This window comes from Amycolatopsis sp. NPDC004378 (assembly GCF_053602455.1).
The window spans coordinates 293,012-317,923 of sequence record NZ_JBSGDR010000003.1; the positions used below are offsets into that span (position 1 = coordinate 293,012).

At 73.2% G+C, this 24,912-nt stretch carries 24 protein-coding genes; 14 read left to right on the forward strand and 10 right to left on the reverse strand.

Annotated elements, in window-relative coordinates; all coding sequences use genetic code 11:
- Positions 1 to 78: 78 nt before the first annotated feature.
- Entirely contained in the window at positions 79 to 1,350 is a 1,272-nt protein-coding gene (locus ACWEN0_RS12975; protein WP_451972535.1) for a hypothetical protein, read from the reverse strand.
- Between the two features lie 127 nt (positions 1,351 to 1,477).
- On the opposite strand from ACWEN0_RS12975, the gene ACWEN0_RS12980 reads away from it, so the two are divergent.
- Positions 1,478 to 2,236 (forward strand): MerR family transcriptional regulator, encoded by a 759-nt coding sequence (locus tag ACWEN0_RS12980; protein ID WP_451972537.1) that lies wholly within the window; start codon positions 1,478 to 1,480, stop codon positions 2,234 to 2,236.
- Positions 2,237 to 2,307: 71 nt separating this feature from the next.
- Entirely contained in the window at positions 2,308 to 3,546 is a 1,239-nt protein-coding gene (mshC, locus tag ACWEN0_RS12985; RefSeq protein ID WP_451972539.1) for a cysteine--1-D-myo-inosityl 2-amino-2-deoxy-alpha-D-glucopyranoside ligase, read from the forward strand.
- A 46-nt stretch (positions 3,547 to 3,592) separates the two neighbouring features.
- Here the strand turns inward: mshC and ACWEN0_RS12990 are convergent, their stop codons facing one another.
- Both ACWEN0_RS12990 and ACWEN0_RS12995 read right to left on the reverse strand, forming a co-directional pair.
- Positions 3,593 to 5,221: an ABC-F family ATP-binding cassette domain-containing protein gene (locus ACWEN0_RS12990; protein ID WP_451972541.1), complete on the reverse strand. Its 1,629-nt coding sequence runs from the start codon at positions 5,219 to 5,221 to the stop codon at positions 3,593 to 3,595.
- A 157-nt stretch (positions 5,222 to 5,378) separates the two neighbouring features.
- Complete coding sequence (locus ACWEN0_RS12995; protein ID WP_451972543.1) at positions 5,379 to 5,855, reverse strand: MarR family winged helix-turn-helix transcriptional regulator; 477 nt, start codon at positions 5,853 to 5,855, stop codon at positions 5,379 to 5,381.
- A 146-nt stretch (positions 5,856 to 6,001) separates the two neighbouring features.
- Here ACWEN0_RS12995 and ACWEN0_RS13000 point away from each other — a divergent pair, with 146 nt between their 5' ends.
- The 3 genes from ACWEN0_RS13000 to ACWEN0_RS13010 are packed head-to-tail and all read left to right on the forward strand — an operon-like array spanning position 6,002 to position 8,657.
- Positions 6,002 to 6,589: an ArsR/SmtB family transcription factor gene (locus ACWEN0_RS13000; protein WP_451973302.1), complete on the forward strand. Its 588-nt coding sequence runs from the start codon at positions 6,002 to 6,004 to the stop codon at positions 6,587 to 6,589.
- On the forward strand, positions 6,586 to 7,860 hold the full coding sequence (locus ACWEN0_RS13005; RefSeq protein WP_451972545.1) for an MFS transporter: 1,275 nt from the start codon (positions 6,586 to 6,588) through the stop codon (positions 7,858 to 7,860). Before ACWEN0_RS13000 ends, ACWEN0_RS13005 begins: the two co-directional genes overlap by 4 nt.
- A complete protein-coding gene (locus ACWEN0_RS13010; protein WP_451972547.1) occupies positions 7,824 to 8,657 on the forward strand; it encodes a metallophosphoesterase family protein in 834 nt (277 codons plus the stop codon). Before ACWEN0_RS13005 ends, ACWEN0_RS13010 begins: the two co-directional genes overlap by 37 nt.
- On the opposite strand, the gene ACWEN0_RS13015 is transcribed toward ACWEN0_RS13010, so the two are convergent.
- Positions 8,652 to 9,197 carry a CGNR zinc finger domain-containing protein gene (locus ACWEN0_RS13015; protein ID WP_451972549.1) on the reverse strand — a complete coding sequence of 182 codons (546 nt, stop codon included), beginning with the start codon at positions 9,195 to 9,197 and terminating at the stop codon, positions 8,652 to 8,654. The genes ACWEN0_RS13010 and ACWEN0_RS13015 overlap by 6 nt on opposite strands.
- A gap of 38 nt (positions 9,198 to 9,235) precedes the next feature.
- Here ACWEN0_RS13015 and ACWEN0_RS13020 point away from each other — a divergent pair, with 38 nt between their 5' ends.
- Positions 9,236 to 10,171, forward strand: coding sequence for a phosphotriesterase family protein (locus ACWEN0_RS13020; protein ID WP_451972551.1), 936 nt, complete (start codon positions 9,236 to 9,238; stop codon positions 10,169 to 10,171).
- 4 nt (positions 10,172 to 10,175) lie between these two features.
- Here ACWEN0_RS13020 and ACWEN0_RS13025 read toward each other — a convergent pair whose 3' ends face one another.
- Entirely contained in the window at positions 10,176 to 11,081 is a 906-nt protein-coding gene (locus tag ACWEN0_RS13025; protein WP_451972553.1) for a PAC2 family protein, read from the reverse strand.
- A gap of 38 nt (positions 11,082 to 11,119) precedes the next feature.
- Between ACWEN0_RS13025 and metH the strand changes: the two genes are divergently transcribed.
- The 6 genes from metH (at position 11,120) to hisG (ending at position 18,608) form a co-directional block, all read left to right on the forward strand.
- Entirely contained in the window at positions 11,120 to 14,674 is a 3,555-nt protein-coding gene (gene metH, locus ACWEN0_RS13030; RefSeq protein WP_451972555.1) for a methionine synthase, read from the forward strand.
- A 12-nt stretch (positions 14,675 to 14,686) separates the two neighbouring features.
- A complete protein-coding gene (locus tag ACWEN0_RS13035) occupies positions 14,687 to 15,349 on the forward strand; it encodes an HAD family hydrolase (protein ID WP_451972557.1) in 663 nt (220 codons plus the stop codon).
- Positions 15,350 to 15,408: 59 nt separating this feature from the next.
- Entirely contained in the window at positions 15,409 to 16,872 is a 1,464-nt protein-coding gene (locus ACWEN0_RS13040) for an AlkA N-terminal domain-containing protein (RefSeq protein ID WP_451972559.1), read from the forward strand.
- A gap of 8 nt (positions 16,873 to 16,880) precedes the next feature.
- Complete coding sequence (locus ACWEN0_RS13045) at positions 16,881 to 17,387, forward strand: methylated-DNA--[protein]-cysteine S-methyltransferase (RefSeq protein WP_451972561.1); 507 nt, start codon at positions 16,881 to 16,883, stop codon at positions 17,385 to 17,387.
- Between the two features lie 66 nt (positions 17,388 to 17,453).
- The gene (locus ACWEN0_RS13050) at positions 17,454 to 17,717 is read left to right on the forward strand and encodes a phosphoribosyl-ATP diphosphatase (protein ID WP_451972563.1); all 264 of its coding nucleotides are present in this window, start codon (positions 17,454 to 17,456) and stop codon (positions 17,715 to 17,717) included.
- 45 nt (positions 17,718 to 17,762) lie between these two features.
- Positions 17,763 to 18,608 carry an ATP phosphoribosyltransferase gene (hisG, locus tag ACWEN0_RS13055; protein WP_451973304.1) on the forward strand — a complete coding sequence of 282 codons (846 nt, stop codon included), beginning with the start codon at positions 17,763 to 17,765 and terminating at the stop codon, positions 18,606 to 18,608.
- Positions 18,609 to 18,637: 29 nt separating this feature from the next.
- On the opposite strand, the gene ACWEN0_RS13060 is transcribed toward hisG, so the two are convergent.
- From ACWEN0_RS13060 to ACWEN0_RS13070, 3 genes are all read right to left on the reverse strand, one after another.
- Positions 18,638 to 19,573: a ParA family protein gene (locus ACWEN0_RS13060; protein ID WP_451972565.1), complete on the reverse strand. Its 936-nt coding sequence runs from the start codon at positions 19,571 to 19,573 to the stop codon at positions 18,638 to 18,640.
- Positions 19,574 to 19,637: 64 nt separating this feature from the next.
- A complete protein-coding gene (locus tag ACWEN0_RS13065) occupies positions 19,638 to 20,429 on the reverse strand; it encodes a thioesterase family protein (protein ID WP_451972567.1) in 792 nt (263 codons plus the stop codon).
- Complete coding sequence (locus tag ACWEN0_RS13070) at positions 20,429 to 21,325, reverse strand: RecB family exonuclease (RefSeq protein WP_451972569.1); 897 nt, start codon at positions 21,323 to 21,325, stop codon at positions 20,429 to 20,431. Before ACWEN0_RS13070 ends, ACWEN0_RS13065 begins: the two co-directional genes overlap by 1 nt.
- A 146-nt stretch (positions 21,326 to 21,471) precedes the next feature.
- On the opposite strand from ACWEN0_RS13070, the gene ACWEN0_RS13075 reads away from it, so the two are divergent.
- Positions 21,472 to 22,623 carry a site-2 protease family protein gene (locus ACWEN0_RS13075; RefSeq protein ID WP_451972571.1) on the forward strand — a complete coding sequence of 384 codons (1,152 nt, stop codon included), beginning with the start codon at positions 21,472 to 21,474 and terminating at the stop codon, positions 22,621 to 22,623.
- Between the two features lie 62 nt (positions 22,624 to 22,685).
- The gene (locus ACWEN0_RS13080; RefSeq protein WP_451972573.1) at positions 22,686 to 23,516 is read left to right on the forward strand and encodes a tRNA (adenine-N1)-methyltransferase; all 831 of its coding nucleotides are present in this window, start codon (positions 22,686 to 22,688) and stop codon (positions 23,514 to 23,516) included.
- Here ACWEN0_RS13080 and ACWEN0_RS13085 read toward each other — a convergent pair whose 3' ends face one another.
- Both ACWEN0_RS13085 and ACWEN0_RS13090 read right to left on the reverse strand, forming a co-directional pair.
- On the reverse strand, positions 23,517 to 23,966 hold the full coding sequence (locus ACWEN0_RS13085; protein ID WP_451972575.1) for a hypothetical protein: 450 nt from the start codon (positions 23,964 to 23,966) through the stop codon (positions 23,517 to 23,519).
- A gap of 13 nt (positions 23,967 to 23,979) precedes the next feature.
- Entirely contained in the window at positions 23,980 to 24,831 is an 852-nt protein-coding gene (locus ACWEN0_RS13090) for a hypothetical protein (RefSeq protein WP_451972577.1), read from the reverse strand.
- Positions 24,832 to 24,912 lie beyond the last annotated feature (81 nt).

A 24,912-nucleotide genomic window follows, 5' to 3' on the forward strand; every position in this document is an offset into this window, starting at 1 on the left:
GCCCCCGACCGCGTGTGGCTCGGCCTCTCGCCTGGCTCTGCGGCTCGATTCGGCCGGGCGTAGCCGGGGACGGCTCGGTCAACCTGCCCGGGACAGGGCCCGCGCCGCCCGGTAGCGGGACCGGGCCGCCTGGGCGATGTCCTCGTGCCCGGCCGGCAGGTACGCATGGTGGTCCGCCAGCACCTCCAGGCCGAGCGTCCGGGCCTGGGTGAGTGCGCCCGCCTCCACCAGCGCGTCGACCGCGCGTCGGCGCATGCGCAGGATGCGGGGGAGGCGGGGCGCTATCTCCGCTGTCGGCAGGGCTCGGAAGTGGCGCCACAGCGCGGCCGCGTGGTCGACGAGGTCCGCCGCCGGCAGGGGCGTCTCGACCACCGTGAACGCCCGGTCCAGGGCCGGTCCGAGGCGGTCCTCCGCGTGCAACCGGCCCAGCACCGCCCGCTGCGTCAGGCGGTGCATCACGACCACACCGCCGCGGAACTCCGCGAGCGAGGCGTCCGCGAGCCCCGCGAGGGCCGCGTCGACCGCGACCGGGTCGGGCCCGACGCGGTGCGCCAGCTCGCGGCGCGTGCCCTGCGAAGCCAGCACCGCCAGCAACTCGGCGGCGACCAGCGCCCGGCTGTCCCGGGCCGCCACCATCCGGAGCGCCGCGAGCGTCGTGTCTTCGACGGCCGCCGGGTGGGCCTCGCCCGGCTCCCGTTCCAGCGGCGGCGTGTGCGGCAGCCGCTCGAGGTAACCCGCGACGCCGTGGCGCCGGATCACCGCGCCCGCCTGGGCCAGCGCCAGCGGCAGGAAACCCAGCTCCCGGGCCACCTCCGGCGCGGCCTCGCCCGCTCGGGCGACCAGGAACCGGGCCGCCTCGGCCTCCTCGAACCCGCCGACGGGGACCGTGCCGCCGAGGACCTCGAAGTCCGGCACGCGAGTGGTGACGAGCACCCGCGCCCGGGCGGGCAGCCAGCGGTTGAGCGCGTCCGGGTCGGTCGCGCCGTCGAAGACCACGACCGCGTCGTCGAGGGCGTCGATCGACGCCAAGCCGGCGCGGGCGGCGTTCGCCGGGTCCGCGACCCAGACCACCGGAGCCCGGCTCTCGCGGGCGAACGCGGCGGCCAGGTGGGTCTTGCCCGCGCCGCTCCCGCCGAGCAGGACGCAGAACCGGCCGGCGGCGAAGGTCTTCTCGATCCGCGCCAGCAGCGCGTCGCGGCGCACGGCCGACAGGGGTGCGTGCGGCACGTCACCGAGCACCGCCCTCGCCTCGGAACCCGGCGGTTTCCGCCGCCGCCGCACGACGACCCAGACGGCCGTGACCAGCGCGATCACGGCGATCGCACCGCCCACCGCGACCTCCGCCCTCATCGAGCCAGGCTAACCGCGCTCGCCGGGTCGCGACGGCTACGGAAGGGTGACACTTGACCCTCACGTCGCGTGAGGCACGAGCGTGGTCACCGCAAGGGCCACACCGGCCGGGACGAGGAGGGGAACGATGGGGCATCCCGTGGGCAAGGTCGCCGCCCTGGCCGGGGTCACCGTCCGGACGCTGCACCACTACGACGAGATCGGCCTGCTCAGCCCGAGCGGCCGGACGCACGCCGGGTACCGCAGTTACGACGACGAGGACCTCGACCGGCTGCAGCGCATCCTGTTCTACCGGGAGCTCGGGTTCCCCCTCGAGACGATCGCGACCCTCGTGGACGACCCGGGCATCGACGCCGAAGCGCACCTGAAGAGACAGCGGGAGCTGCTCGTGGCGCGGATGGGCGAGCTCGGGCGGATGGTCGCGGCCGTCGATCGCGTGATGGAGGCGAGAGCCATGGGCAACGCACTGACGCCCGAGGAGAAGTTCGAGGTGTTCGGCGGGTTCCGCGAGCCGGAGGGCTACGCGGAGGAGGCCGCACGGCGGTGGGGGCACACGCCCGAATGGCGGGGCGCGGCGGCACCGTCCAAGGAGGACCTGGCGGCCGGGGAAGCCGTCCGCCGGGACTGGGTCCGCCGGCTGCGGGGCGTCCTGGACGCGGGCGGCGCCCCGGACGGCTCCGAGGCGATGGACCTGGCCGAGGAGCACCGGGCGATGCTCGCCCGCGTGATGGGCGAGTGCTCGTACGAGACGCAGCAGCGGATCGGTGAGCTCTACGTCACCGAGCCGGTGCAGCTCGGATTCCTCGTCCGGGAGGACGAGCAGCGGCCGGGCGTCGCGGAATTCGTCCGTGACGCGATCAAGGCGAACGCCGGACGCCGGGCGTAGCCGCTGCTCCACGTGGGGGAGGAGTCCCACCGGGCGGGAGGGCGCCGGAGCGAGCGCTTACAGTCGGGGGTATGCAGACTTGGTCATCGGTCGACGTGCCCCGCATCCCCGGCACCCCCCGCCCGCTGCGGCTCCACGACACGGCCACCGGGCAGATCCGCCCGACCGCTCCTGGAGCCACCGCCCGGATGTACGTCTGCGGCATCACGCCCTACGACGCGACGCACCTGGGGCACGCCGCGACGTACCTGGCCTTCGACCTGGTGAACCGCGTCTGGCGGGACAACGGGCACGACGTCCACTACGTGCAGAACGTGACGGACATCGACGAGCCGCTTTTGGAGCGCGCGGAGCGGGACAAGGACGACTGGGTCGTGCTGGGCATGCGCGAGACGGCGCTGTTCCGCGAGGACATGACCGCCCTGCGCGTCCTGCCGCCGAAGCAGTTCGTCGGCGCGGTGGAGAGCATCCCGGAGATCGTCGAGGTCATCGCGAAGCTGGTGGCCAACGGAGCCGCCTACCGCGCGGACGATCCGGAGTTCCCGGACGTCTACTTCGACCACACGGCGACGGGCAAGTTCGGCTACGAGTCGAACTACGACGAGCCCACGATGCGGAAGTTCTTCGCCGAACGGGGCGGCGACCCCGACCGCGCCGGCAAGCGCCACCCGCTGGACGCGCTGCTGTGGCGCGTGGCGCGCGAGGGCGAGCCGTCGTGGGAGTCCGAGCTCGGCCCGGGCCGCCCGGGCTGGCACATCGAGTGCAGCGCGATCGCGGTCAACCGGCTCGGCCTCGGGTTCGACCTGCAGGGCGGCGGCTCGGACCTGATCTTCCCGCACCACGAGTACAGCGCCGCGCACGCCGAAGCCGTCGCCAAGGACGGGCCGTTCGCCCGCCACTACGTCCACGCCGGGATGATCGGCCTCGACGGCGAGAAGATGTCGAAGTCGCGCGGGAACCTGGTGTTCGTCTCGCGGCTGCGGGCCGACCAGGTCGACCCGGGCGCGATCCGGCTGGCGCTGTTCGCCGGCCACTACCGCGCGGACCGCCCGTGGACGGACACGCTCCTCGCGGAAGCCGAGACGCGGCTGGCGCGCTGGCGCGAAGCCGTCGCGCTGCCTGCCGGCCCGTCGGCCGAGGACACGGTCTCGCGGCTGCGCGACCACCTCTCCGACGACCTCGACACGCCGAAGGCCCTCGCCGCGATCGACGCGTGGGCGAGCGAGGCCCTGCGCCGCGACGGCACGGACGCCACCGCGCCCGGCCTCGTCCGCATCGCGGTCGACGCCCTCCTCGGCATCACCCTCTGACGATACGGGCGGAGCTTTCCCGCGAAAGCTCCGCCCGTATAACGGCCTATACCGCGGCCGGTCGGCCGGCCGCCAGTTCCAGGCGGTCGCCTGACCAGTCCCGGCGCAGCCACCGGTCATGGGACGCGATGACGACCGCGCCCGGCGCCGTTTCCAGCGCCGCGAACAGCTCTTCCGCCAGGGTCAGCGAAATGTGGTTCGTCGGCTCGTCCAGCAGGAGCACGTCCGGTGGCTCGGCGAGCAGGATCGCCAGCGCCAGCCGTCGCCGCTGACCGACCGAGAGCGCCCCGACGGGCTGCCGGAGATCCCGGGACGCCAGCAGGCCCAGGTGGCCCAGCGGGGGAGCGTCCTCGCCCAGCGTGTCCCGGTACACCCGCGCGGCCGTGCGCTCCGGTGAGGCGAACACGACGTCCTGTTCCAGCAGCCCGACTCGGACGCCGGGTCCGAAGTGGACCGTGCCGCCCGCGGGCGTGAGCCGGCCGGCCAGGACCGACAGCAGCGTCGACTTCCCGGCGCCGTTGCTGCCGGTGACGAGCAGCCGCGCCGAGCCGTCGACGTCGAGGCGGGGCAACCGGAGCCGTCCGGGGACTTCGAGGTCGCGCACCGAGATCGCCGGGCCGTCGCCCGTCGCGCGGCCGGTCAGCTCGGCCCGGAACTTCAGCGGTGCCGGGGGTTTGCGGACCTGGTCGCGTTCGAGGTTCTCCAGCCGCTGCTCGGCGTCGCGCACCCGCCGCGAGATCGTCTTCTGGACGCGGGCGCCCTTGAAGTGGTGGATGAACTTGTCGTTGTCGCGCGGGCCGCGGCCGTAGGCGACGTTCCGCGCCGTGACCGCGACGGTCTCGCGAAGCTCCTTCAGCTCCTCCTGTTCTTCGGCGAAGCGCTGTTCCCAGCGTGCCCGCTCGGCCTTCTTGTGCCCGAGGTAGTCGGTGTAGCTGCCGCCGTAGCGGACCGCGCCGCCGGCCTGCCGGTCGGCCGCGGCCGGGTCGAGGTCGACGATGTCGGTGCAGACGGCGTCGAGGAACACCCGGTCGTGCGACGACAACACCACGATCCCGGTCAGCTCGGTGAGGTGGCGTTCCAGGAACGCCATCGCGGCGTCGTCGAGGTGGTTGGTCGGCTCGTCGAGCAGCAGCGTCTCCGGTTGCCGGATCAGCAGCGCGGCCAGGCCGAGCCGGGACCGCTGGCCGCCGGACAGCGTCCCGAGCCGCCGGCCCGGGTCGACGCCGCCGAGGCCGAGCCCGTCGCAGACGAGCTTCGCGCGCCGGTCGGCGTCCCAGAGGTCGTGGGCCTGGGCCCACTCCAGTACCCGGCCGTACTCCTCGAGCACGGCCTCGTCGTCCGGCCGGTCGGTCATCGCGGCGGTCAGCTCGTCGAGCCGGGCCGCGGCGGCGCGGATGTCGGCGAGCGCGTCGTCGAGGACGTCCGCGAACGTCGCGTCCAGACCGAACGGCAGCTCCTGCAGCAGGAATCCGACGTCCGGGCCGCGGAGCACCTCGCCGGAGCGGGGTTCTTCGAGCCCGGCGAGCAGCCGCAGCAGCGTGGACTTGCCGGTGCCGTTCTCGCCGACGAGGCCGAGCCGTTGCCCGGCCGAGGCGGTCAGCGAGACGCCGTCGAGGACGACGCGGGTGCCGTAGCCGAAGACGACGTCCTTGGCCTGCAAGGGAAAGAGAGACATTGCGCATCACCGGGCCCGGATGGGAAGAAGCGGAAATCCCGCCGGGCGTCGTGGCACGCGGGAGCGTCAGCTCGACCGGGTGCCGCCTCGGAAGCGGGATGGGCGCGGTTCAGTTCCTCATAGTGCGGTCCAGTTAACGCAACATCAGTAGAGTTAGTCAACTGGTTATGGCCTGGGTCACATCCGGCAGCTGACCCGTCGACCGTTCGGCCGCCGCGGTGCCGTCCGTCAGGAACTCCAGCAACGCCGTGAGCTGACGGCGGTCCAGCCGGGCGAGCCGCTCCCCGACGAACCGGGCCATCGGCGCGTACAGCTCGGCGAGCTCGGCCATCCGGTCGGGCAGCGGGCGGACGACGAGCCGGCGGCGGTCGGCCGGATCCGGCGCGCGCTCGGCGAGCCGGTGCCGCTGCATGCGGTCGAGGAGTCGCGTGAACGCGCCGGTGGACATCCCGAGCAGCCGGGCCAGCTCGGTCGGGGAGTCGCTGACCCCGCCGTGGAGCAGGTGCAGGCAGTGCAGCTCGGTCGGGGTGACGGCCATCCGCTCGGCGACCGCGGCGTGGAAGAGCGCGGTCGAGCCCACGAACCGGGGGAGGGCGAGGGCGGCGGCGGTGGCGAGTTCGCGCTGGTCGGGCAACGTCCATCCAAGGTCGGGTCACGGCGCAGTCACTGCCTTGTGCAGTCACTGCCCCGCGAACGATAGCGGATCGCCTTGACAAACCCGCAGGCGGGATCAACTATGAAGGAAACCTTTCGAAATGGCTCTTTCAGATTGGCGGGATGATGGCCGAGCTGCCGCCGCGCAGGCGGATCGAGGACGTCGAGCTGCTGCGGGCGCTGTCCCACCCGCTGCGCTCGGCCCTGCTGCACCACCTGACGTCCGTGGGCCCGCGCACCGCGAGCGAGTGCGCCGACGCGGTCGGCTCGACCGCGTCCAACTGCAGCTGGCACCTGCGCCAGCTCGCGCAGTACGGGCTGGTCGAGCGGGCCGAGGGGGAGGACGGCCGCGAACGGCCGTGGCGCGCCCGCCAGGTCGGGCTCGACCTGGGCGACATCGCCGACGACCCGGTCCGCCGGGCGGCCCAGCTCGGGGTGGTCGGCGCGACGCTGGCCAACGAGCAGGAGCTGACCCAGCGGTACCTCGACTCGATGGACGACCTGGACCCGGCCTGGCGGGCGGCGGCCGGGTTCACCTCGTACTCGCTGCGGGTCACGCCCGCGGAGCTGACCCGCCTCACGGACGCCATCGACGCGCTGGTCCGGCCCTACGTCGGGGCCATCCGGGCCGACGCCCCGGCCGGCGCCCGCCCGGTGCACGTCGGCCTGCGGGCGTTCCCGCGCATCGAGCACTCGGGGAAGGCGGAGGAATGAAGGAGCTGCTGGGGGTGCCGGCCTTCGCCCGGCTGTGGGTGGCCGCGTTCTTCGGCGAGACGGCCGAGTGGATGCTGCAGGTGGCGTTGCCGGTCTACGTCTTCCAGCGCACCGGCTCCGCCGCGACGACGGCGCTCAGCATCGTCCTGGGCCTGCTGCCCGCGGTGCTGCTGAGCCCGGTGGCCGGCGTGGTCGCCGACCGCTGGAACCGCCGCGCGGTGCTGTTCGGCGTCTGCTGCGGCCTCGCGGTCGTGGCGCTGCCGCTGCTGGCCGAGCCGGACGTCGTCGTGGTGTACGCGGTGATGGCCGCGCAGGCGGCGCTCGCGTCGGTGTTCGAACCGGCGCGGAACGCGCTGGTGCCGGAGCTGGTCGGCGTCGCGGAGGTGACCGGGGCGAACGGCCTGATGAGCGTCAACGGCAGCGTCGCGCGGCTGGCCGGCGGCTGGGCCGGCGGGGCGCTGCTCGGTTTCGGCGGGCTCACGGACGTCATCACGGGCTACCTGGCCGTGCTGGTGGTCGCGACGGCACTGCTCGCGAAGCCGTTCCGGCGGGTGTCCGCGCCCGTGCCGGTGAGTGAGCGCGAACCGGTGGTGCGGGCCTGGCTCGACGGGCTGCGGGAGCTGGCGGGCAACCGCCGGCTGCGGCGGACCGGGCTCGCGCTGGTCTTCACCTCCCTGGCCCAGGGCATGTTCCTGGTGCTGTTCGTGGTCTACGTCCTGGACGTGCTGGGCGGCAGCGAAGCCGACGCGGGCCTGCTGCGCGGCGTCCAGGCGATCGGTGGCCTGGCCGCCGGGTTCGCGCTGGCGACCGTGGCGCGCCGGGTGGCCCCGGCGGCCCTGCTGGGCTGGGGCTCGGTCGCGCTGGGCGTGCTGTCCGCGGTGATCTGGAACCTCGCCTTCGTGACGACCTCGCTCGGCCTGTACGTCGGCCTGTTCGTCCTGGCCGGCGCGCCCGGCGTGGTCGTCGGCGCCGGGGTGCTGTCGGAGATCCAGAGCGCGGTCGCGCCGGAGCGGGCCGGCCGGGTGCTGAGCACGACGTTCGCCGCGATCGCCACGTTCACGACGGTCGGCGCCCTGCTGGCGGGCACGCTGGTCGCGACGACCGGGCCGGCCGTGCTGCTGAACGTCCAGGCCGGCGTCTACGTCTTCGCCGGGGCCGTGGCACTGGTCCGGAAATCGCCCAGGATCCGGAGGTTTCGCGAAGATCCCCGGGAGCCGGTGGTTACGGTGGAGGGGTGCCGCACCTCTTCGCCACCAGCGACCTCCACGTGACCCACGAGGGCAACGGCCCGATCCTCGACTCGGTCGTCCCGGAGACCCCCGAGGACTGGCTGCTCGTGGCGGGGGACGTCGCCGAGCGGGCCGAAGCGACCATCGGGACCTTGAAGACGCTGCGCGAGCGGTTCGCGAAGGTCGTCTGGGTGCCCGGCAACCACGAGCTGTGGACGACGCACAACGACCCCTGCCAGCTGCGGGGCCAGGCCCGGTACGAGTACCTCGTCGAGCAGTGCCGCGAGATCGGCGTGCTGACGCCGGAAGACGAGTTCCCCGTGTGGGAGTACGGTCCGCGGCCGCTGACGATCGTGCCGCTGTTCCTGCTCTACGACTACAGCTGGCGGACGCCGGAGGCCGAGGGGCACTCGCTGGAGGAGGCGCTTCGCCAGGCACGCGCCGCCGGGGTCGTCTGCACGGACGAGTACTTCCTGCACCCGGACCCGTACCCGAGCCGGCAGGCGTGGTGCGAAGACCGCCTCAAGATCAGCACCGGGCGGCTCGACGCGATCCCCGAGGACCACGGCACGATCCTGATGTCGCACTGGCCGCTGCACCGCCACCCGACCGCGCCGCTGTACTGGCCGGAGTTCGCGCTGTGGTGCGGCACCACGAAGACCGAGGACTGGCACCTGCGCTACCGCGCGGAGATCGCCGTCTACGGCCACCTGCACATCCCGCGCACGACCGAGGCCGACGGCGTCCGCTTCGAAGAGGTGTCGCTGGGGTATCCGCGCGAATGGCGGAAGCGGGCGCGGGGCGCGGTGCCGATGCGCCGGATCCTCTGGCCGTCATGACCCGGCGCGCCGCCGCTCCCTGAGCGCGCGCACCCGGCCCCGGCTGGCGCAGGCGGGGGAGGGACACCACCGCCGCCGGCCGCCCGGATCGGCGAACACGCCCCGGCAGTCCTGCTCGGGGCAGGCCCGCAGGTCGTGCCGCAGCGGCCCGGTGAGCCAGTCGGCCGCCTGGTGCGCGAGCCGCGCGAACGCCGCGTCCGCGGTCGGCGGGGCGCTGCGGTGCAGCCGGTCGAGGGCGGCCAGGTGGACGGGGTCAGTGGTGAGGAACGCCGTCAGCGGGTCGACCTGATCGGCTTTCGGCGCGACGCCGTCGACCGCGCCCAGCGCGAGTGCGCGGAGCACTTCTCTCAGCCGGTGGGCCGTGGGGACGTCGGCGGACGTGACCTGCGCCAGCGGGGTCAGGTCGACCCGGGCCAGCCAGTCGCGCAGCCGTTCGGCGGTCGGAATCCGCTCGACCGGCCGCGGCCCGAAGTGCCGGCCGCGCGTGGCGAGCAGGTTCAACCAGGGCGCCCCCATGTCGAGGCGGAACTCTTCGGGCACCTCGCCATCGTAACGGGTGAAGCGTTACACTCGGCGGCGTGACTGGGGACCCGCGGGTGCGGACGGTGCTGGGCGACATCGATCCGGCCGAACTGGGCGTGACGGACTCGCACGACCACCTGTTCTTCGCCTCGAAGCTGCTACCGGGTCAAGAGCTGGACGACCCGGCCGCGGCCGCCCGCACGCTCCTCGACTTCAAGGCGCGTGGTGGCTCGGCGCTCGTCCAGTGGACGCCGTACGGCCTCACCCGGCGGACCCGGGAACTCGCCAGGATGTCGGGCGAAATCGGCGTCCACGTCGTCGCGGCCACCGGCCTGCACCGCGCGGAGCACTACGCGCCGGCGACCATCGCCCGGGTCGTGGACGGCCTGGTGCCGGAGTTCGTCGCCGACCTCACCGAGGGCACCCAGCCCGCCGACCTGCCCGACGAGCCGCGGACCGGCCCGCGCGCCGGGCTGGTCAAGGTGGCCGGCGCGTTCCACACGATCGACTCGCACGCGCGGCTGACGATGACCGCCGCCGCGGTCGCCCACCAGGAGACCGGCGCGCCGATCGCCGTGCACCTCGAACTCGGCACGGCGGCCCTGGAAACCGTGGAGCTGCTGTGCGGAAAGCTCGACGTGCCCCCGGACCGGGTGATCCTCGGGCACCTCAACCGCAACCCGGACCCCCGGATCCAGCGGGAGACCGCCGAAACCGGCGTGTTCCTCGGGTTCGACGGCCCGTCGCGGGCCAACCACGCCACCGACTGGCGGCTGTTCGACGGGCTGGAAGCCCTGGTCGAAGCCGGGCACGGCGGCCGGATCCTGCTGGGCGGCGACACGACGACCGCCGCCGCGCGCGACCAGCCGGGCGCGTCCTACCTGCTCACGACGCTGGCGCCGCGGCTGACGAAGCTGCTCGGCGGCGACGTCGTCACCGCCATGCTGGTGGCGAACCCCGCCCGGGCGTTCGCCACCAGCTGGCTGAAGTAGCCCCTCAGCGCAGGCCGAAGCCTTCCTGTCCGCCGCCGCGGCCGCGGCGGCGCAGGTACCGCTCGAACTCGGCGGCGATCTTGTCGCCGCTGACCTCCTCGGGCACGACCTCGCTCTGCGCGTCGCCGCGCTCTTCGAGGCCGCGGACGTACTCGCTGATCTCTTCGTCCTCGTCGGCCATCTCGCTGACCGTGCGCTGCCACTCCTCGGACTGCTCGGGCAGCGCGCCCAGCGGGATCTCGACGTCGAGGATGTCCTCGAGCTTGTGCAGCAGCGCCAGCGTCGCCTTCGGGGACGGCGGGTGCGACACGTAGTGCGGCACCGCGGCCCAGATCGAGACGGCCGGGATGCCCGCCTGCACGCAGTAGTCCTGCAGGATCCCGACGATGCCGGTGGGGCCCTGGTAGTTGTTCAGGTCGAGCCCGTAGAGCGACGCGGTGTCCTTGTCGTACGCCGTCCCGGTCACCGGGACCGGCCGGGTGTGCGCGGTGTCGGCGAGCAGCGCACCGAGCGTCACGACCGTGGCGACGTCGAGCTGCTTGATGTGCTCCAGCAGTTCCGCGCAGAACGCCCGCCAGCGCATGTTCGGCTCGGGGCCCTGCACGAGCACGACGTCGCGGTCGAACCCGGCCGGGCGGCACACGGACAGCGTGGTCGTCGGCCAGTCCACCCGGCGAGTGACACCGTCCACCATCCGGACGGTCGGGCGGCTGACCTGGAAGTCGTAGTAGTCGTCGGGCTCCAGTTCGGCCAGTGGCGTCGCGTCCCAGTTCAGCTGGAGGTGCTCGACGGCGCGGCTGGCCGCGTCACCGGCGTCGTTCCAGCCTTCGAAGGCGACCACCATCAGCGGCCGGGTGGGTTCGGGGCGGTCGCCGGGCGGCCGCGGGGTCTCGTCGACGGGCTCACTCACCAACCCAGCCTACGACCACCGGCCTTACGCTGTTCAGCATGTCCGACCGCCTGTCGTCGTCCTTCCTCGAAGCCCTCCGCTCGCGCGTCCTGGTGGCCGACGGGGCCATGGGCACGGCGCTGCAGGCCCACGACCTGAGCCTGGACGACTTCGACGGCCTCGAAGGCTGCAACGAGATCCTCAACGTCACCCGCCCGGACGTGGTCCGCTCGGTCCACCGCGGGTACCTGGAGGCGGGGGCGGACGCCGTCGAAACCAACACTTTCGGGGCCAATTTCGCCAACTTCGCCGAGTACGACATCACCGAGCGGATCTTCGAGCTCGCCGAGGCGGGCGCGCGGCTGGCCCGCGAGACCGCCGACGAGTTCGGGACGCCGGACCGCCCGCGGTTCGTGCTCGGCTCGGTCGGCCCGGGCACGAAGCTGCCGACGCTCGGCCACGCGCCGTTCACCACGCTGCGTGACGCCTACCGCGAAGAGGTACGCGGCCTGCTGGCCGGCGGCGTGGACGCGGTGATCGTCGAGACCACCCAGGACATCCTCCAGACGAAGGCGTCGATCATCGGCGCGAAACGGGCGATGGCCGCCGAAGGCCGGTCCGTGCCGATCCTGGCGTCGATCACCGTCGAGACGACCGGGACCATGCTGCTCGGCACCGAGGTCGGCGCCGCACTGGCCGCGCTGGAGCCGCTCGGCATCGACCTGATCGGGCTCAACTGCGCCACCGGCCCGGCCGAGATGAGCGAGCACCTGCGGCAGCTGGCCAAGCACGCCCGGGTGCCGCTGTCGGTGATGCCGAACGCCGGCCTGCCGGAGCTGGGCCCGGACGGCGCGGTCTACCCGCTCGGCCCGGAGGCGCTGGTCGAGGCGCTGACCGGGTTCGTCCGCGAGTTCGGCGTGGGCCTGGTCGGCGGCTGCTGCGGCACGACCGACGAGCACATCCGGCAGCTCGCCGCGGCCGTCGCCGAAACCGCGCCCGTGTCCCGGCGGCCACGTCCCGAGCCCGGCGTGTCGTCGCTCTACCAGGCAGTGCCGTTCAAACAGGACGCCAGCGTGCTGATGATCGGCGAGCGGACCAACGCGAACGGCTCCAAGGCGTTCCGCACCGCGATGCTGGAGGGCCGGTGGGACGACTGCGTCGAGATCGCCCGCGAGCAGACCCGCGACGGCGCCCACCTGCTCGACCTGTGCGTCGACTACGTCGGCCGCGACGGCACCGCGGACATGGCCGAGCTGGCCGGCCGCCTCGCCACGGCGTCGACGCTGCCGATCATGCTCGACTCCACCGAAGTGGCCGTCTTGAAGGCGGGGCTGGAGCGGCTCGGCGGCCGCTGCGCGGTCAACTCGGTCAACTACGAGGACGGCGACGGCCCGGAGTCGCGGTTCACCCAGGTCATGGAGCTGGTCAGCGAGTACGGTGCCGCGGTCGTCGCCCTGACCATCGACGAAGAAGGCCAGGCGCGGACCGCGCACAAGAAGGCCGACATCGCCACCCGGCTGATCGGCGACATCACCGGCAAGTGGGGCCTGCGGACCTCCGACGTCATCATCGACGCCCTGACCTTCACCATCGCCACCGGCCAGGAGGAGTCGCGCCGCGACGGCATCGAGACCATCGAGGCGATCCGCGAGATCAAACGGAGGCATCCCGAGGTCCAGACCACGCTCGGCCTGTCCAACATCTCCTTCGGCCTCAACCCGGCCGCGCGGCAGGTGCTGAACTCCGTGTTCCTGCACGAATGCGTCCAGGCCGGGCTGGACACGGCGATCGTGCACGCGTCGAAGATCCTGCCGATGGCCCGGATCCCGGACGACCAGCGCGCGGTGGCCCTCGACTTGGTCTACGACCGCCGCCGCGAAGGCTACGACCCGCTGCAGGAGCTGATGGCCCTGTTCGAGGGGGTCAGCGCGGCGTCGTCGAAGGCGTCCCGCGCCGAGGAGCTGGCGGCCCTGCCGCTGTTCGAACGCCTCGAGCGCCGGATCGTCGACGGCGAGCGCAACGGCCTCACCGACGACCTCGACGCGGCCCTCGAGCAGCGGCCCGCGCTGCAGATCATCAACGACACGCTGCTGTCCGGCATGAAGACCGTCGGCGAGCTGTTCGGGTCCGGCCAGATGCAGCTGCCGTTCGTGCTGCAGTCCGCCGAAGTCATGAAGGCCGCCGTCGCGCACCTCGAACCGCACATGGAGTCCGGCGACGAGTCCGGCAAGGGCCGGATCGTGCTGGCCACCGTCCGCGGCGACGTGCACGACATCGGCAAGAACCTCGTCGACATCATCCTGTCCAACAACGGGTACGAGGTCGTCAACCTCGGCATCAAGCAGCCGATCACGACCATCCTCGACGCCGCCGACGAGCACGGCGCCGACGCGATCGGGATGTCCGGGCTGCTGGTCAAGTCCACGGTGATCATGAAGGAGAACCTCCAGGAGATGAACTCCCGGGGCGTCGCCGCGCGCTGGCCGGTGCTGCTCGGCGGCGCGGCGCTGACCCGGTCCTACGTCGAGAACGACCTCAGCGAGCTGTACCTCGGCGACGTCCGCTACGCCCGTGACGCCTTCGAGGGACTGCGGCTGATGGACGCGGTCATGGCCGCCAAGCGCGGGGAGTCGCCCCTCGTCGACGCCGACGCGGAGAAGAAGCGCGCCGAGCGCAAGGAACGCCGCGAACGCTCACTGCGCATCGCCGAGGCGCGGAAAGCCCGCAAGGCCGAGGAAGAAGCGCTCGAAGGGCCGCCACCCGCGCGGTCGGACGTCGCCACCGACGTCCCGCTGCCGACCCCGCCGTTCTGGGGCAGCCGCGTGGTCAAGGGCGTCGCGCTCGCCGACTACGCCGCGATGCTGGACGAGCGCGCGACCTTCATGGGCCAGTGGGGCCTCAAGGGTGCGCGCGGCGGCGCCGGGCCGACGTACGACGAACTCGTCGAGTCCGAGGGCCGGCCGCGGCTGCGGTACTGGCTCGACCGGCTGACCGCGGACGGCGTCCTGGCGCACGCGGCGGTCGTCTACGGCTACTTCCCGTGCGTCGCCGAGGGCGACGACCTGGTCGTGCTCACCGAGCCGTCGCTCGACGCGCCCGAGCGGGTGCGCTTCACCTTCCCGCGCCAGCGCCGCGACCGGCGGCTCTGCCTGGCCGACTTCTACCGGCCGCGCGAGGCGGGCGAGGTCGACGTCGTGCCGTTCACCGTGGTCACCATGGGCCAGCCGATCGCCGACTACGCGAACGAGCTGTTCGCCGCGAACGCCTATCGCGACTACCTCGAGGTGCACGGCCTCGGCGTCCAGCTCACCGAGGCGCTCGCCGAGTACTGGCACCGCCGCATCCGGCAGGAGCTGACCTTCCCCGGCGGTGTGGCGGTCGCCTCAGAGGACCCGGACGACGTCGAGGACTTCTTCAAGCTCGGCTACCGTGGAGCACGGTTCTCACTGGGCTACGGCGCCTGTCCCGATCTCGAGGACCGGGCGAAGATCGTCGCGCTCCTCGAGCCGGGCCGCATCGGCGTGAAGCTGTCCGAGGAGTACCAGCTGCACCCCGAGCAGTCGACCGACGCGATCGTCTGCCACCACCCGGAAGCCAAGTACTTCAACACCTGAGGGAGATCCACTGTGGACGGACTCGATGCCGTGCTGTGGGACATGGACGGCACGCTGGTCGATTCCGAGAAGCTGTGGGACGTCGCCCTGTACGAGACGGCGGAAGCGCTGGGCGGCAAGCTGTCCGAAGAGCAGCGGATGACCCTCGTCGGGTCCAACATGGACGACACGTCGGCGTACCTGCTCGAGGTCGTCGGCCTGCCGGTGACGCCCGAAGCGGTCGCCGCGACCGGCGACCAGATCCGGCGCCGGACGGCCGGGCTGTTCGACGACGCGCTGCCGTGGCGTCCGGGCGCCCGCGAGGCCTTGGCCGCGGTGCGCGAAGCGGGGCTGCGTTCGGCCCTGGTCACCTCGACCGAGCGGGACCTGACCGAGCTGGCCCTGAACACGATCGGCCGCGAGTTCTTCGACGTCACGGTGTGCGGCGACGAGGTCGACGGCTTCAACAAGCCGCACCCGCGCCCGTACCTCAAGGCGGCCGGACTGCTGGGGGTCGCGCCGGAGCGGTGCGTGGCGGTCGAAGACTCGCCGCCGGGCACGGCGTCGGCGGTTTCGGCGGGCTGCACCGTGCTGGTGATCCCGAACGACGTCGAGGTCGAGCCGGGGGAGCGGCGCGTGTTCCGCGACTCGCTCGTCGGCGTCGACGTGCCGGCGCTGGCGGCCCTGCTGGGCTGAGCACGCCCAGGTCGCATTTCCGCTAGCCGCCGTCCGTCCGGTCCGCGATGCTGGACGGTGTGCATGAGGACTTCGAGCGGTGCGTGCGGGCCGTGCAGGCGAAGGACGCCCGGTTCGACGGGTGGTTCTACACGGCGGTCCTGACGACGAAGATCTACTGCCGGCCCAGCTGCCCGGTCGTCCCGCCGAAGCCGGAGAACATGAGCTTCCACCCGAGCGCGGCGGCGGCCCAGCAGGCCGGGTTCCGGGCGTGCAAGCGCTGCCGTCCCGACGCCAGCCCGGGCTCGCCCCTGTGGAACGAACGCGCCGACCTCGTCGCGCGGGCCATGCGGCTGATCGCCGACGGCGTCGTCGACACCGAGGGCGTCGGCGGTCTCGCCGCCCGGCTCGGCTACAGCGTCCGGCAGGTCGAACGCCAGGTGTTCGCGGAACTCGGCGCGGGGCCGCTGGCGCTGGCCAGGGCCCAGCGCGCGCAGACCGCGCGGACCCTCATCGAGACGACCGCGCTGCCGATGACCGAGCTGGCCCTGGCCGCCGGGTTCGGCAGCATCCGGACGTTCAACGACACCGTCCGCGAAGTCTTCGCGCTCACGCCGACCGAGCTGCGGCAGCGCGCGAAGGGCAAGCCGTCGGCCGCGGCCGGGTCGATCGTGCTGCGGCTGCCCTACCGGAAGCCGCTCTGCCCGGACAACCTCTTCGGGCACCTCGTCGCGACGGGCGTGCCGGGCGTCGAGGAGTGGCGCGACGGCGCCTACCGCCGGACGCTGCGGCTGCCCCACGGCCACGGTGTCGTCGCGCTGCGGCCCGAGGACGGCCACATCGCCTGCCGGCTGACCCTGGCCGACCTCCGGGACCTGCCGACCGCCACCAGCCGTTGCCGCCGGCTGCTGGACCTCGACGCCGATCCGGTCGCCGTCGACGACCAGCTCGCCACCGACCCGCTGCTCGCGCCGCTGGTCGCGGCCGCTCCGGGCCGCCGGGTGCCGCGCACGGTCGACGGCGCCGAGTTCGCCGTGCGCGCGGTCCTCGGCCAGCAGGTCTCGACGGCGGCGGCGCGGACCCACGCCGCCCGCCTGGTCGTCGCGCACGGCGAACCGGTCGACGACCCCGAGGGCGGCCTGACGCACCTGTTCCCCTCGCCCGGGGCCCTGGCGTCGCTGGACCCGGAGACCCTGGCCATGCCGCGCAGCCGCCGTCGCACGCTGCTCGCCCTGGTCGAGGCCCTGACGGCCGGGCTGGACCTCGGCGCGGGCAGCGACTGGGGCGCGACCCGGGCTGCGCTGACCGCGTTGCCCGGCTTCGGGCCGTGGACCGTCGAGAGCATCGCCATGCGTGCCCTGGGCGACCCCGACGCGTTCCTCCCCACCGACCTCGGCATCAAGTACGCCGCCGAGACGCTCGGGCTCGGCGGCCAGGCCGCCGTCGTCGCCCGGTCCGGGCAGTGGCGGCCGTGGCGCGCCTACGCGACCCAGCACCTGTGGGCCACCGGCGACCACGCGATCAACCGGATGCCCGCGGCCTAGGAGGTCCCATGCGTTCCCACACCGTCGTCGACAGTCCCTGCGGCCCGCTGACCCTGGTCGCCGAGGACGCCGCCCTCTGCGGGCTGTACATGCACGAGCAGCGCCACCGGCCCGCCGAAGCGACGTTCGGCGCGCCCGGCTCGGCCGAAGTCTTCGCACGCACCGAGATCCAGCTCAAGGAGTACTTCGCCGGGCAGCGCCGGGAGTTCGACCTGCCGCTGGCCTTCGCCGGGACGCCGTTCCAGCGGACGGTGTGGACGGCGCTGCTCGAGATCCCGTACGGCGAAACCGCGTCCTACGGCGAGCTGGCGCAGCTGCTCGGCAAGCCGTCGGCCGCGCGGGCGGTCGGCCTCGCCAACGGCAAGAACCCGATCTCGATCATCGTGCCGTGCCACCGCGTGCTCGGCTCGACCGGTTCGCTCACCGGCTACGGCGGCGGCCTGGAGCGCAAGCGGTACCTCCTCGACTTCGAACGCCGTCCCAGTACTCGGGAGGCGCCGTCCACTTCGGTGTGAGATCGGCGGCATCCGCGGCGGGCCGGGGCGGCACGGCCGGGCCCGGGGTGGAAGGATCTGCAGACCGTGAAGACCTTCGATGAGCTGTTCGCGGAGCTTGCCGAGCGCGCCCGCACCCGTCCCGACGGGTCCGGCACCGTCGCCGCCCTCGACGCGGGGGTGCACGCGCAGGGCAAGAAGGTGCTCGAGGAAGCCGGTGAGGTGTGGATCGCCGCCGAGCACGAGTCCGACGACCGCCTCGCCGAGGAGATCTCCCAGCTGCTGTACCGGCTGCAGGTTCTGATGCTCGGCCGCGGGCTGTCGATCGAGGACGTCTACCGCTACCTGTGACGGGTCGCGCGAAGATCTCGCGTGAAGAACGAGGAGAAGAGCGAAATGCTGCGTGTTGCCGTGCCGAACAAGGGAGCCCTCGCCGCCGCGGCGACGGAGATGCTCGGCGAGGCGGGCTACCGCAAGCGGCATGAGCAGCGCGACCTGACCGTGCTCGACACCGTGAACGAGGTCGAGTTCTTCTTCCTGCGGCCCAAGGACATCGCGATCTACGTCGGCTCCGGTGACCTCGACCTCGGCATCACCGGCCGCGACCTCGCGCTGGACTCCGGAGCCCCGGTGGAGGAGATCCAGGCGCTCGGCTTCGGCGGCTCGACGTTCCGCTACGCCGCTCCGGCGGGCCGGGACTGGAAGCCGGCCGACCTGCAGGGCAAGCGGCTCGCGACGTCCTACCCGCGCCTGGTCCGGGACGACCTGGCCCGCCACGGCGTCGAGGCCGAGGTCATCCGGCTCGACGGCGCGGTGGAGATCTCGATCCAGCTCGGCGTCGCGGACGCGATCGCCGACGTCGTCGAGTCCGGCCGGTCCCTGCGCCAGCACAACCTGGTCGCGTTCGGCGACCCGATCTGCGTGTCGGAAGCCGTGCTGCTCCAGCGGGCGGACACCGCGGAGAGCCGCGCCAAGTCGCAGCTCGCCGCCCGCCTGCGCGGCGTGGTTTTCGCGCAGCAGTACATGATGCTGGACTACGACTGCCCGCGGACGCTCGTCGAGCGCGCGATCGCCATCACGCCGGGTCTCGAGTCGCCGACGGTCGCGCCGCTGGCCGACGAAGACTGGGTGGCCGTGCGCGCGATGGTGCCGCGCAAGAAGGTCAACCTCGTCATGGACGAACTGGCCGAGGTCGGCGCCAAGGCGATCCTGGCGTCGGACATCCGCTCCTGCCGCCTCTGACCGGCGAGCCGGCCGGCCGCGCGGAAACCTCAGCGCGGCCGGTTCGGCTTCTTCGGGAGCAGGTCGTAGAGCCCTTTGCGGGCACCGTTGTCGTTGGCGTTGCGGGCGACCGCCACCTCCGAGATGAAGTCCTCGAAAACGAACTCCTCGTCGGCCGGGACCACCGCGGGGGCCCGGTTCTGCTCCAGGTAGCTGTCCAGCGTCGCCGCGATCTCGCGGAACGACAGGGCCTGCAACGTCTCCGGCGCGTACGTCGTCACCGGGACGCCGTTCGCCGCCGCCTCGTTCATCACCACGCCCAGCGGCAGGTGCGAGAGCATCGGGATGCCGAACTCGTACATCTCCTGCAGCGCGGCCGCCGCGTAGTGCGAGATCGGCCGCCGGTAGAGGCTGGGCACGAGCCCGAACCACGACAGCGGCTGGCGCCCGACCGTCTGCTCGACGTACCGGACCTGGTCGGCCAGCAGCCGCAGCGCGCGGATGCTCGTCTTGTCCGGCTGGACCGGCACCAGGATGCCGTGCGACGCCGCCAGCGCGTTGTTCGTCAGCACGTCCAGCGCCGGCGGGCAGTCGATGATGCAGTGGTCGTAGTTGGCGAACTGGATCACCCGCGCGAGCTGCCAGCCCGGCACGCGGAACGAGTCGAGCCGCCGGATCAGGTCGAACATCCCCGGCGAGGTCGGTACGACGTCGAGCGCGCCGCCCTTGCCGAGGTTGCTGCGCGGGTGCCGCACGACGAGCTCCTCGATCGGCCCCTTCCACGTCTTGGCCAGGGCCTTCGCCAGCGTGGGCGCGTCCCCGCGGACCTCGGACAACCCGAGCATCTCGGTCGTCGCGTGGCCCTGCGGGTCGAGGTCGACCAGCAGCACCCGCCGGCCCCGCTCGGCCAGCGCGGCCGCGGTGCCGACGCTGAGCGAGGTCTTCCCGACCCCGCCTTTCTGGTTGACCACCGAGGTGATCTGCATGCCGGAGCGCTCCTCAAGTCGGTCGTTCCGCGAAGGTTATTGGATGCGGGCCCGTTGTGGGTGGCTATCCGCCCCCGGCCTGTCGCGGTCGCACCATCAGGGCCTGCGCGCCGGTGGCCACCGGGCCGCCCGAGTCGTGCAGGATGCTCGTCGCCGTGCCGATGCCGTGCGTGCCGACCAGGGTGACCGCGTCGAGGCCGATCCACTCGCCTGCGGGCGCCCGCCGCAGGTGCACGGTCAGCTCGGAGTTGATGAACCACCACCTGCGCGGATCGAGGTAGTTCGACACGCCGTTGCCGGAGTCGGCGACCGTGAACAGCCGCTGCAGCCCGCTCGGCTCCTCGCCGTCGACCAGCGGGACGCGCTGCCGGGCCCAGACGGCGGCCGGGCCGGGGACGTCCATGCCGCCGCGCACGGCGCGCCACTCCACCGCGTCGAGGTAGCCGGCCTGCCAGCCCTCCGGCCACGGTGACTCCGTGACGGTGTCCGGCGCGGGCAGGAGCGGGCCGGCGTCGGTGGCGATCTCGGCCGTGTCGGAGGTCGCGATGCGCCACGCCGTCGCCCGCGCGACGACGCGTTCGGCGCTCGCCAGCTCGGCCTGCACCAGCTCCACCGACCGGCCCGGGCGCTCGACCCGGGCCCGCACGGAAAGCTCGGCGACCGGGGCCGGGCCGAGGATTTCGACCGTCACGCGCGCGAGCTCCGCCGGGTGCGCGGGTTCGACGTGTTCGAGCGCGCGGACCAGGAGCGCGGACGGCGGCCCGAAGTGCTGGGAGTCGGAGGACCACGGACCGGCCGTGTGGGCGGTCGCGGAATACCGGTCGCCGCCGAGCGGCACGTAGAAGGCGTCGGCCATCAGTCGGCCCGGTCCAGCGGCGTCTCGTCGCCCGCGTCGGGCTCCGGCCAGCCGGGGTATGCGGGTGGGGTGCCACCGTACTCGGGGCAGCGCGCCTGGTGGTCGCACCAGGTGCACAGCTTGCTCTTGTTCGCCCGGAAGTCGCCGGTCTTGCCCGCCTTGAGGATGGCCTGCCAGATGGCTTCCAGCGTGCGTTCGAAGCGCAGCAGCTCGGCTTCGTCGGGCGTGTAGGCGAGCGACTGGCCGTCGGTGAGGTACATCAGCTTCAGCTGGCGCGGCACGATCCCGCGCAGCCGCCACAGCACCACGGCGTAGAACTTCATCTGGAACATCGCCTTGGCCTCGCCGATTTCGCGCGGCGCGGCGCCGGTCTTGTAGTCCACGACCCGGATCTCGCCGGTCGGCGCGACGTCGAGCCGGTCGATGTAGCCGCGCAGCAGCACGCCCGAGCCGAGCTCGATCTCGACGTGCAGCTCGCAGGCCTCCGGCTCGAGCCGCCGCGGGTCTTCGAGGTCGAAGTAGGCGTCCAGCAGCTTTTCCGCCGACCGCAGCCAGTCCGCGTGGTCTTCGGGCTTTTCGCCGTCGAACAGTTCGGTCCACTCCGGACGGTCCGCGGACAGCTCCGTCCACGCCGGGCCGAGCAGCTCCCGCGCCTGCGCCGGGACGCGCTCGGCGGCCGGCAGCGCGAACAGCCGCTCCAGCACCGAATGGACGAGCGTGCCGCGCAGCTGGGCCTTGGTCGGGACCTCCGGCAGCCGGTCGACCGCGCGGAACCGGTAGAGCAGCGGGCACTGCTTGAAGTCGCTGGCCCGGGACGGCGACAGCGCGGGCCGCCGCCGCACCTCGGTGGCGACGGACGCGGGCGGATCGGTGGTGACGGTGTCGGCGTCGGGCATGGGCAGAGCGTAACGCCGGGGTACGACAGTTCCGGCGACCGCAACGCCCGGGCGGCCACGCCGACCGCCGCGCCCGGCCGTCCGGGGGCGACACCACCGGGGGCGGATCACCCGCTCCCCACACCGGGGGCTCTAGGCTCTCCGGCATGGCCGCGACCAGTGAACAGGGCACCGGGGGGACCCGGCAGGCCGTCGTCTCGGACGGCGGGCTCCTGCTGTTCCGCGTCGCCGGCGTGCCCGTGCTGCTCGCGCCGTCCTGGTGGATCGGCTCGCTGATCGTCGTCGTGCTGTACGCGCCCCTGGTCGGGCGGCTGCTCCCGGACGCCTCCACGCTGACGTCGTGGCTGCTGGCGGGCGCGTTCGCGCTGCTGCTGGGGCTCTCCGTGCTCGCCCACGAGCTCGGGCACTGCCTGGCCGCGCTGCGGCTGGGGATCCCCGTCCGGAGACTGCGCCTGTTCCTGCTGGGCGGTCTGTCCGAAGTGGCGCGCACGCCGAAGCGGCCCGTCCACGAAGGCCTGGTCGCGGCGGCCGGCCCCGCGGTGTCGCTGCTGCTGGGCGGGTTCTGCGGGCTGCTCATGTTCGCTGTGCCGCCGGACGGCGCGGTCTGGATGCTGATCGCCGAGTGCGCGGTGGCGAACCTCGCCGTCGGCGTGTTCAACCTGCTGCCCGGGCTGCCCCTGGACGGCGGCCGGCTGGTCCGCGCCGGGGTCTGGGCGGCCACCGGGATCCGCGCGAAGGGCACGCGCGCCGCCGTCGCGGGCGGGGCGGTCGTCGCCGCGGGCCTGCTCGTCTGGGCGATCTGGGGCCTGGCGACGGCCAGCCCGGACCGGTGGCTGCGCCTGGGTGTCTGCATCGTCACGGCGTGGTTCGTGATCCTCGGCGCGCGCTCCGAGCTGGCCGCGGAGGCCCGCCGCACCTGGCCGGAAGGTCTGGACCTCGGCGAGCTGGTGCGACCGGTGCTGCAGCTGCCCGCCGAAAGCCCGGTGTCGGACGCGCTGGCCGCGTCGGCCGGCCGGGGCGTGGTGCTGGTCCGCGCCGACGGCGTCGCGGCCGGGCTGCTGGACACGGGCGCGGCCGAGCGGCTGGCCGGGACGTCGCCGCACGCGCCCGCCGAACTGGCGGCCGAGCCGATCCGGGCCGAAACCGTGCTGCTGGCGTCGGAACCGGGGGAGGACGTCGTCGAGCGGGTCCGCGAAACCCCGGCGTGGCAGTTCCTGGTGGTCGACGACGAGGGCCGCCCCGCGGGCGTGCTGCGCCGGGACGATCTGCGCGCCGCGCTGAACCGCCGCACCCGCTGACGCCGGAGCCCGGGCGGCCTGCGAAGATCTGTCGTCGGCCATTCGGGGTACAGGAGGAAGTGTTGTCGGTCAGCGGACCGTTTCGCGCGGGTGATCGGGTGCAGTTGACCGACTCGAAGGGGCGGCACTACACGCTCACGCTGGCCGACGGCGGTGAGTACCACACCCACCGCGGCGCGCTCGCCCACGACGACCTTATCGGCCGTCCCGAGGGCTCGGTGGTCACGTCCGCCGGCGGCTCGACGTACCTGGCCCTGCGGCCCCTCCTGCCGGACTACGTGCTCTCGATGCCCCGTGGCGCGCAGGTGATCTACCCGAAGGACGCCGCGCAGATCGTGATGTGGGGCGACATCTTCCCGGGCGCCCGCGTGCTCGAGGCCGGCGCCGGCTCCGGTGCGCTGACCTGCTCGCTGCTGCGCGCGGTCGGCCCGGAAGGCCGCGTCCACTCCTACGAGATCCGTGACGACCACGCCGTGCACGCCGAGCACAACGTCGTGAAGTTCTTCGGCGAGAAGCCCGCGAACTGGTCGCTGACGGTCGCGGACCTGGCCTCGCACGAGGGCGAGGTCGACCGGGTCGTGCTGGACATGCTGGCGCCGTGGGACCAGCTGCCGAACGTCGCGGCCCACCTCGTCCCGGGTGGCGTGCTGACGGTCTACGTCGCGACCGTGACGCAGCTTTCGCGGGTCACGGAGTCCCTGCGCGAGCAGCAGTGCTGGACCGAGCCCGAATCGTGGGAAACGCTGATGCGCCCGTGGCACGTGGTGGGCCTGGCGGTGCGCCCGGACCACCGGATGGTGGCGCACACGGCGTTCCTGCTCACCGCGCGGCGGCTGGCGGACGGCACCGTGTCCCCGCGCGTGTCGCGCCGGCCCAGCAAGGGCAAGGGGTAGTCAGCCCGGCACGCACCAGCGGCCGCTCTCCTTGTGCAGGGGGAAGGGCGTGTCCTTGGTCCCGCCCGCCGCTTCGACGTGCACCTTCGCCGTCGCGGACTCGCCGCGGACCTCCGGCGGCCCGGCCAGGGTCGCGGTGACCGGCCCGGCCGCGTCCCACGTGCGCTGCAGCCCGGCCAGCGCCTCGGCGGTCTGCGGCTTGCAGGTGAGCTTGCCGAACGCCGCCGAGTCGTGGTGGGCGATCGCCGCGACGATCTGGCGGGCCAGGACGTTCACGGCCGCCGTGTCGATCGCGTCGGGTGCGGCCGACGTCGACGGGCGGGTCACCGGCGGTGGCGGGCTCGACGGAGCGGGCGCGGAGCCGGACGGCGCGACCAGCAGCAGTCCCAGCACCACGCCCGCAGCGGCCACGCCGAGCAGGACCAGCCCGGCGACGAGCGCCCGGTTCACCGACGGCGAAGGCTCACGAGCCGTCCGCCCGCACGTTGGACAGGCACCACAGGTCGGATTCCTTCTGGGCCGACATCGTGCCGACCTTGGTCGCCTTGCCGTCCGTGGCGGAGTACCGCACCGTGGACTTGTCCCCGGTGTCCGTCGGCGTGCCGGTCAGCTTGACGGTGACCTTCGGGATCTGCCCGGTGGTGCCCTCGTAGACACTGCGGCAGATGACGTCGCCGAGCGCCTTCTCGTCGCCCGCGTTGTAGGCGGCGATCGTCGAGTCGAACAGCTCCTGCGAGCTCGGCTTGCCGCCGGGGGCCGGGCCGCCGGCGGGCTTGCTGCCCTTCGTCGACGGGCTGGTCGGCGGGGTGGTCTTGCTCTTCGGGGTCGTCTTCGGCGCCGGCGAGCTGCTCGCGGGCGGGGCCGCGGTCGAGCTGTCGTCCTTGTTGGCGAGGATGAACCAGGTCGCGCCGCCCCCGATGATGACCACCGCGGCGACCGCGATGCCGACGATGAGCCCGGTTTTCTTCTTCTTGGGCGGGGGCGCGTCGCCGAAGCCGCCGCCCCCGTACGGGTCGTAGCCCTGCTGCGGCTGTCCCCACTGGTCCTGCTGGGGGGCCTGGCCCCACTGGTCCTGCTGCCCGTACTGCGGGTAGCCCTGCTGGGGCTGAGGGCCCGTCTGGGGCGGGTAACCGCCCTGCTGGGGCTGGCCGTAGGGGCCGGGCTGCCCGAACTGCTGCGTGCCGCCGTAGCCCGGCTGGGGCTGGGGTCCGCTCTGGGGGTAGCCGCCCGGCTGCTGACCGTACGGCCCGGGCTGCTGCCCGTACCCCCCGGGCTGCTGGCCGTAGCCGCCCGGTTGCTGCGGCGGGTAGGTCATCGGTGGTGCCCCCTCGCGTTCCTTCGACTCCGGACCCGGCCGTGACGTGGCCGATGTCGGGCCGATGCTAGCCATCGGGCT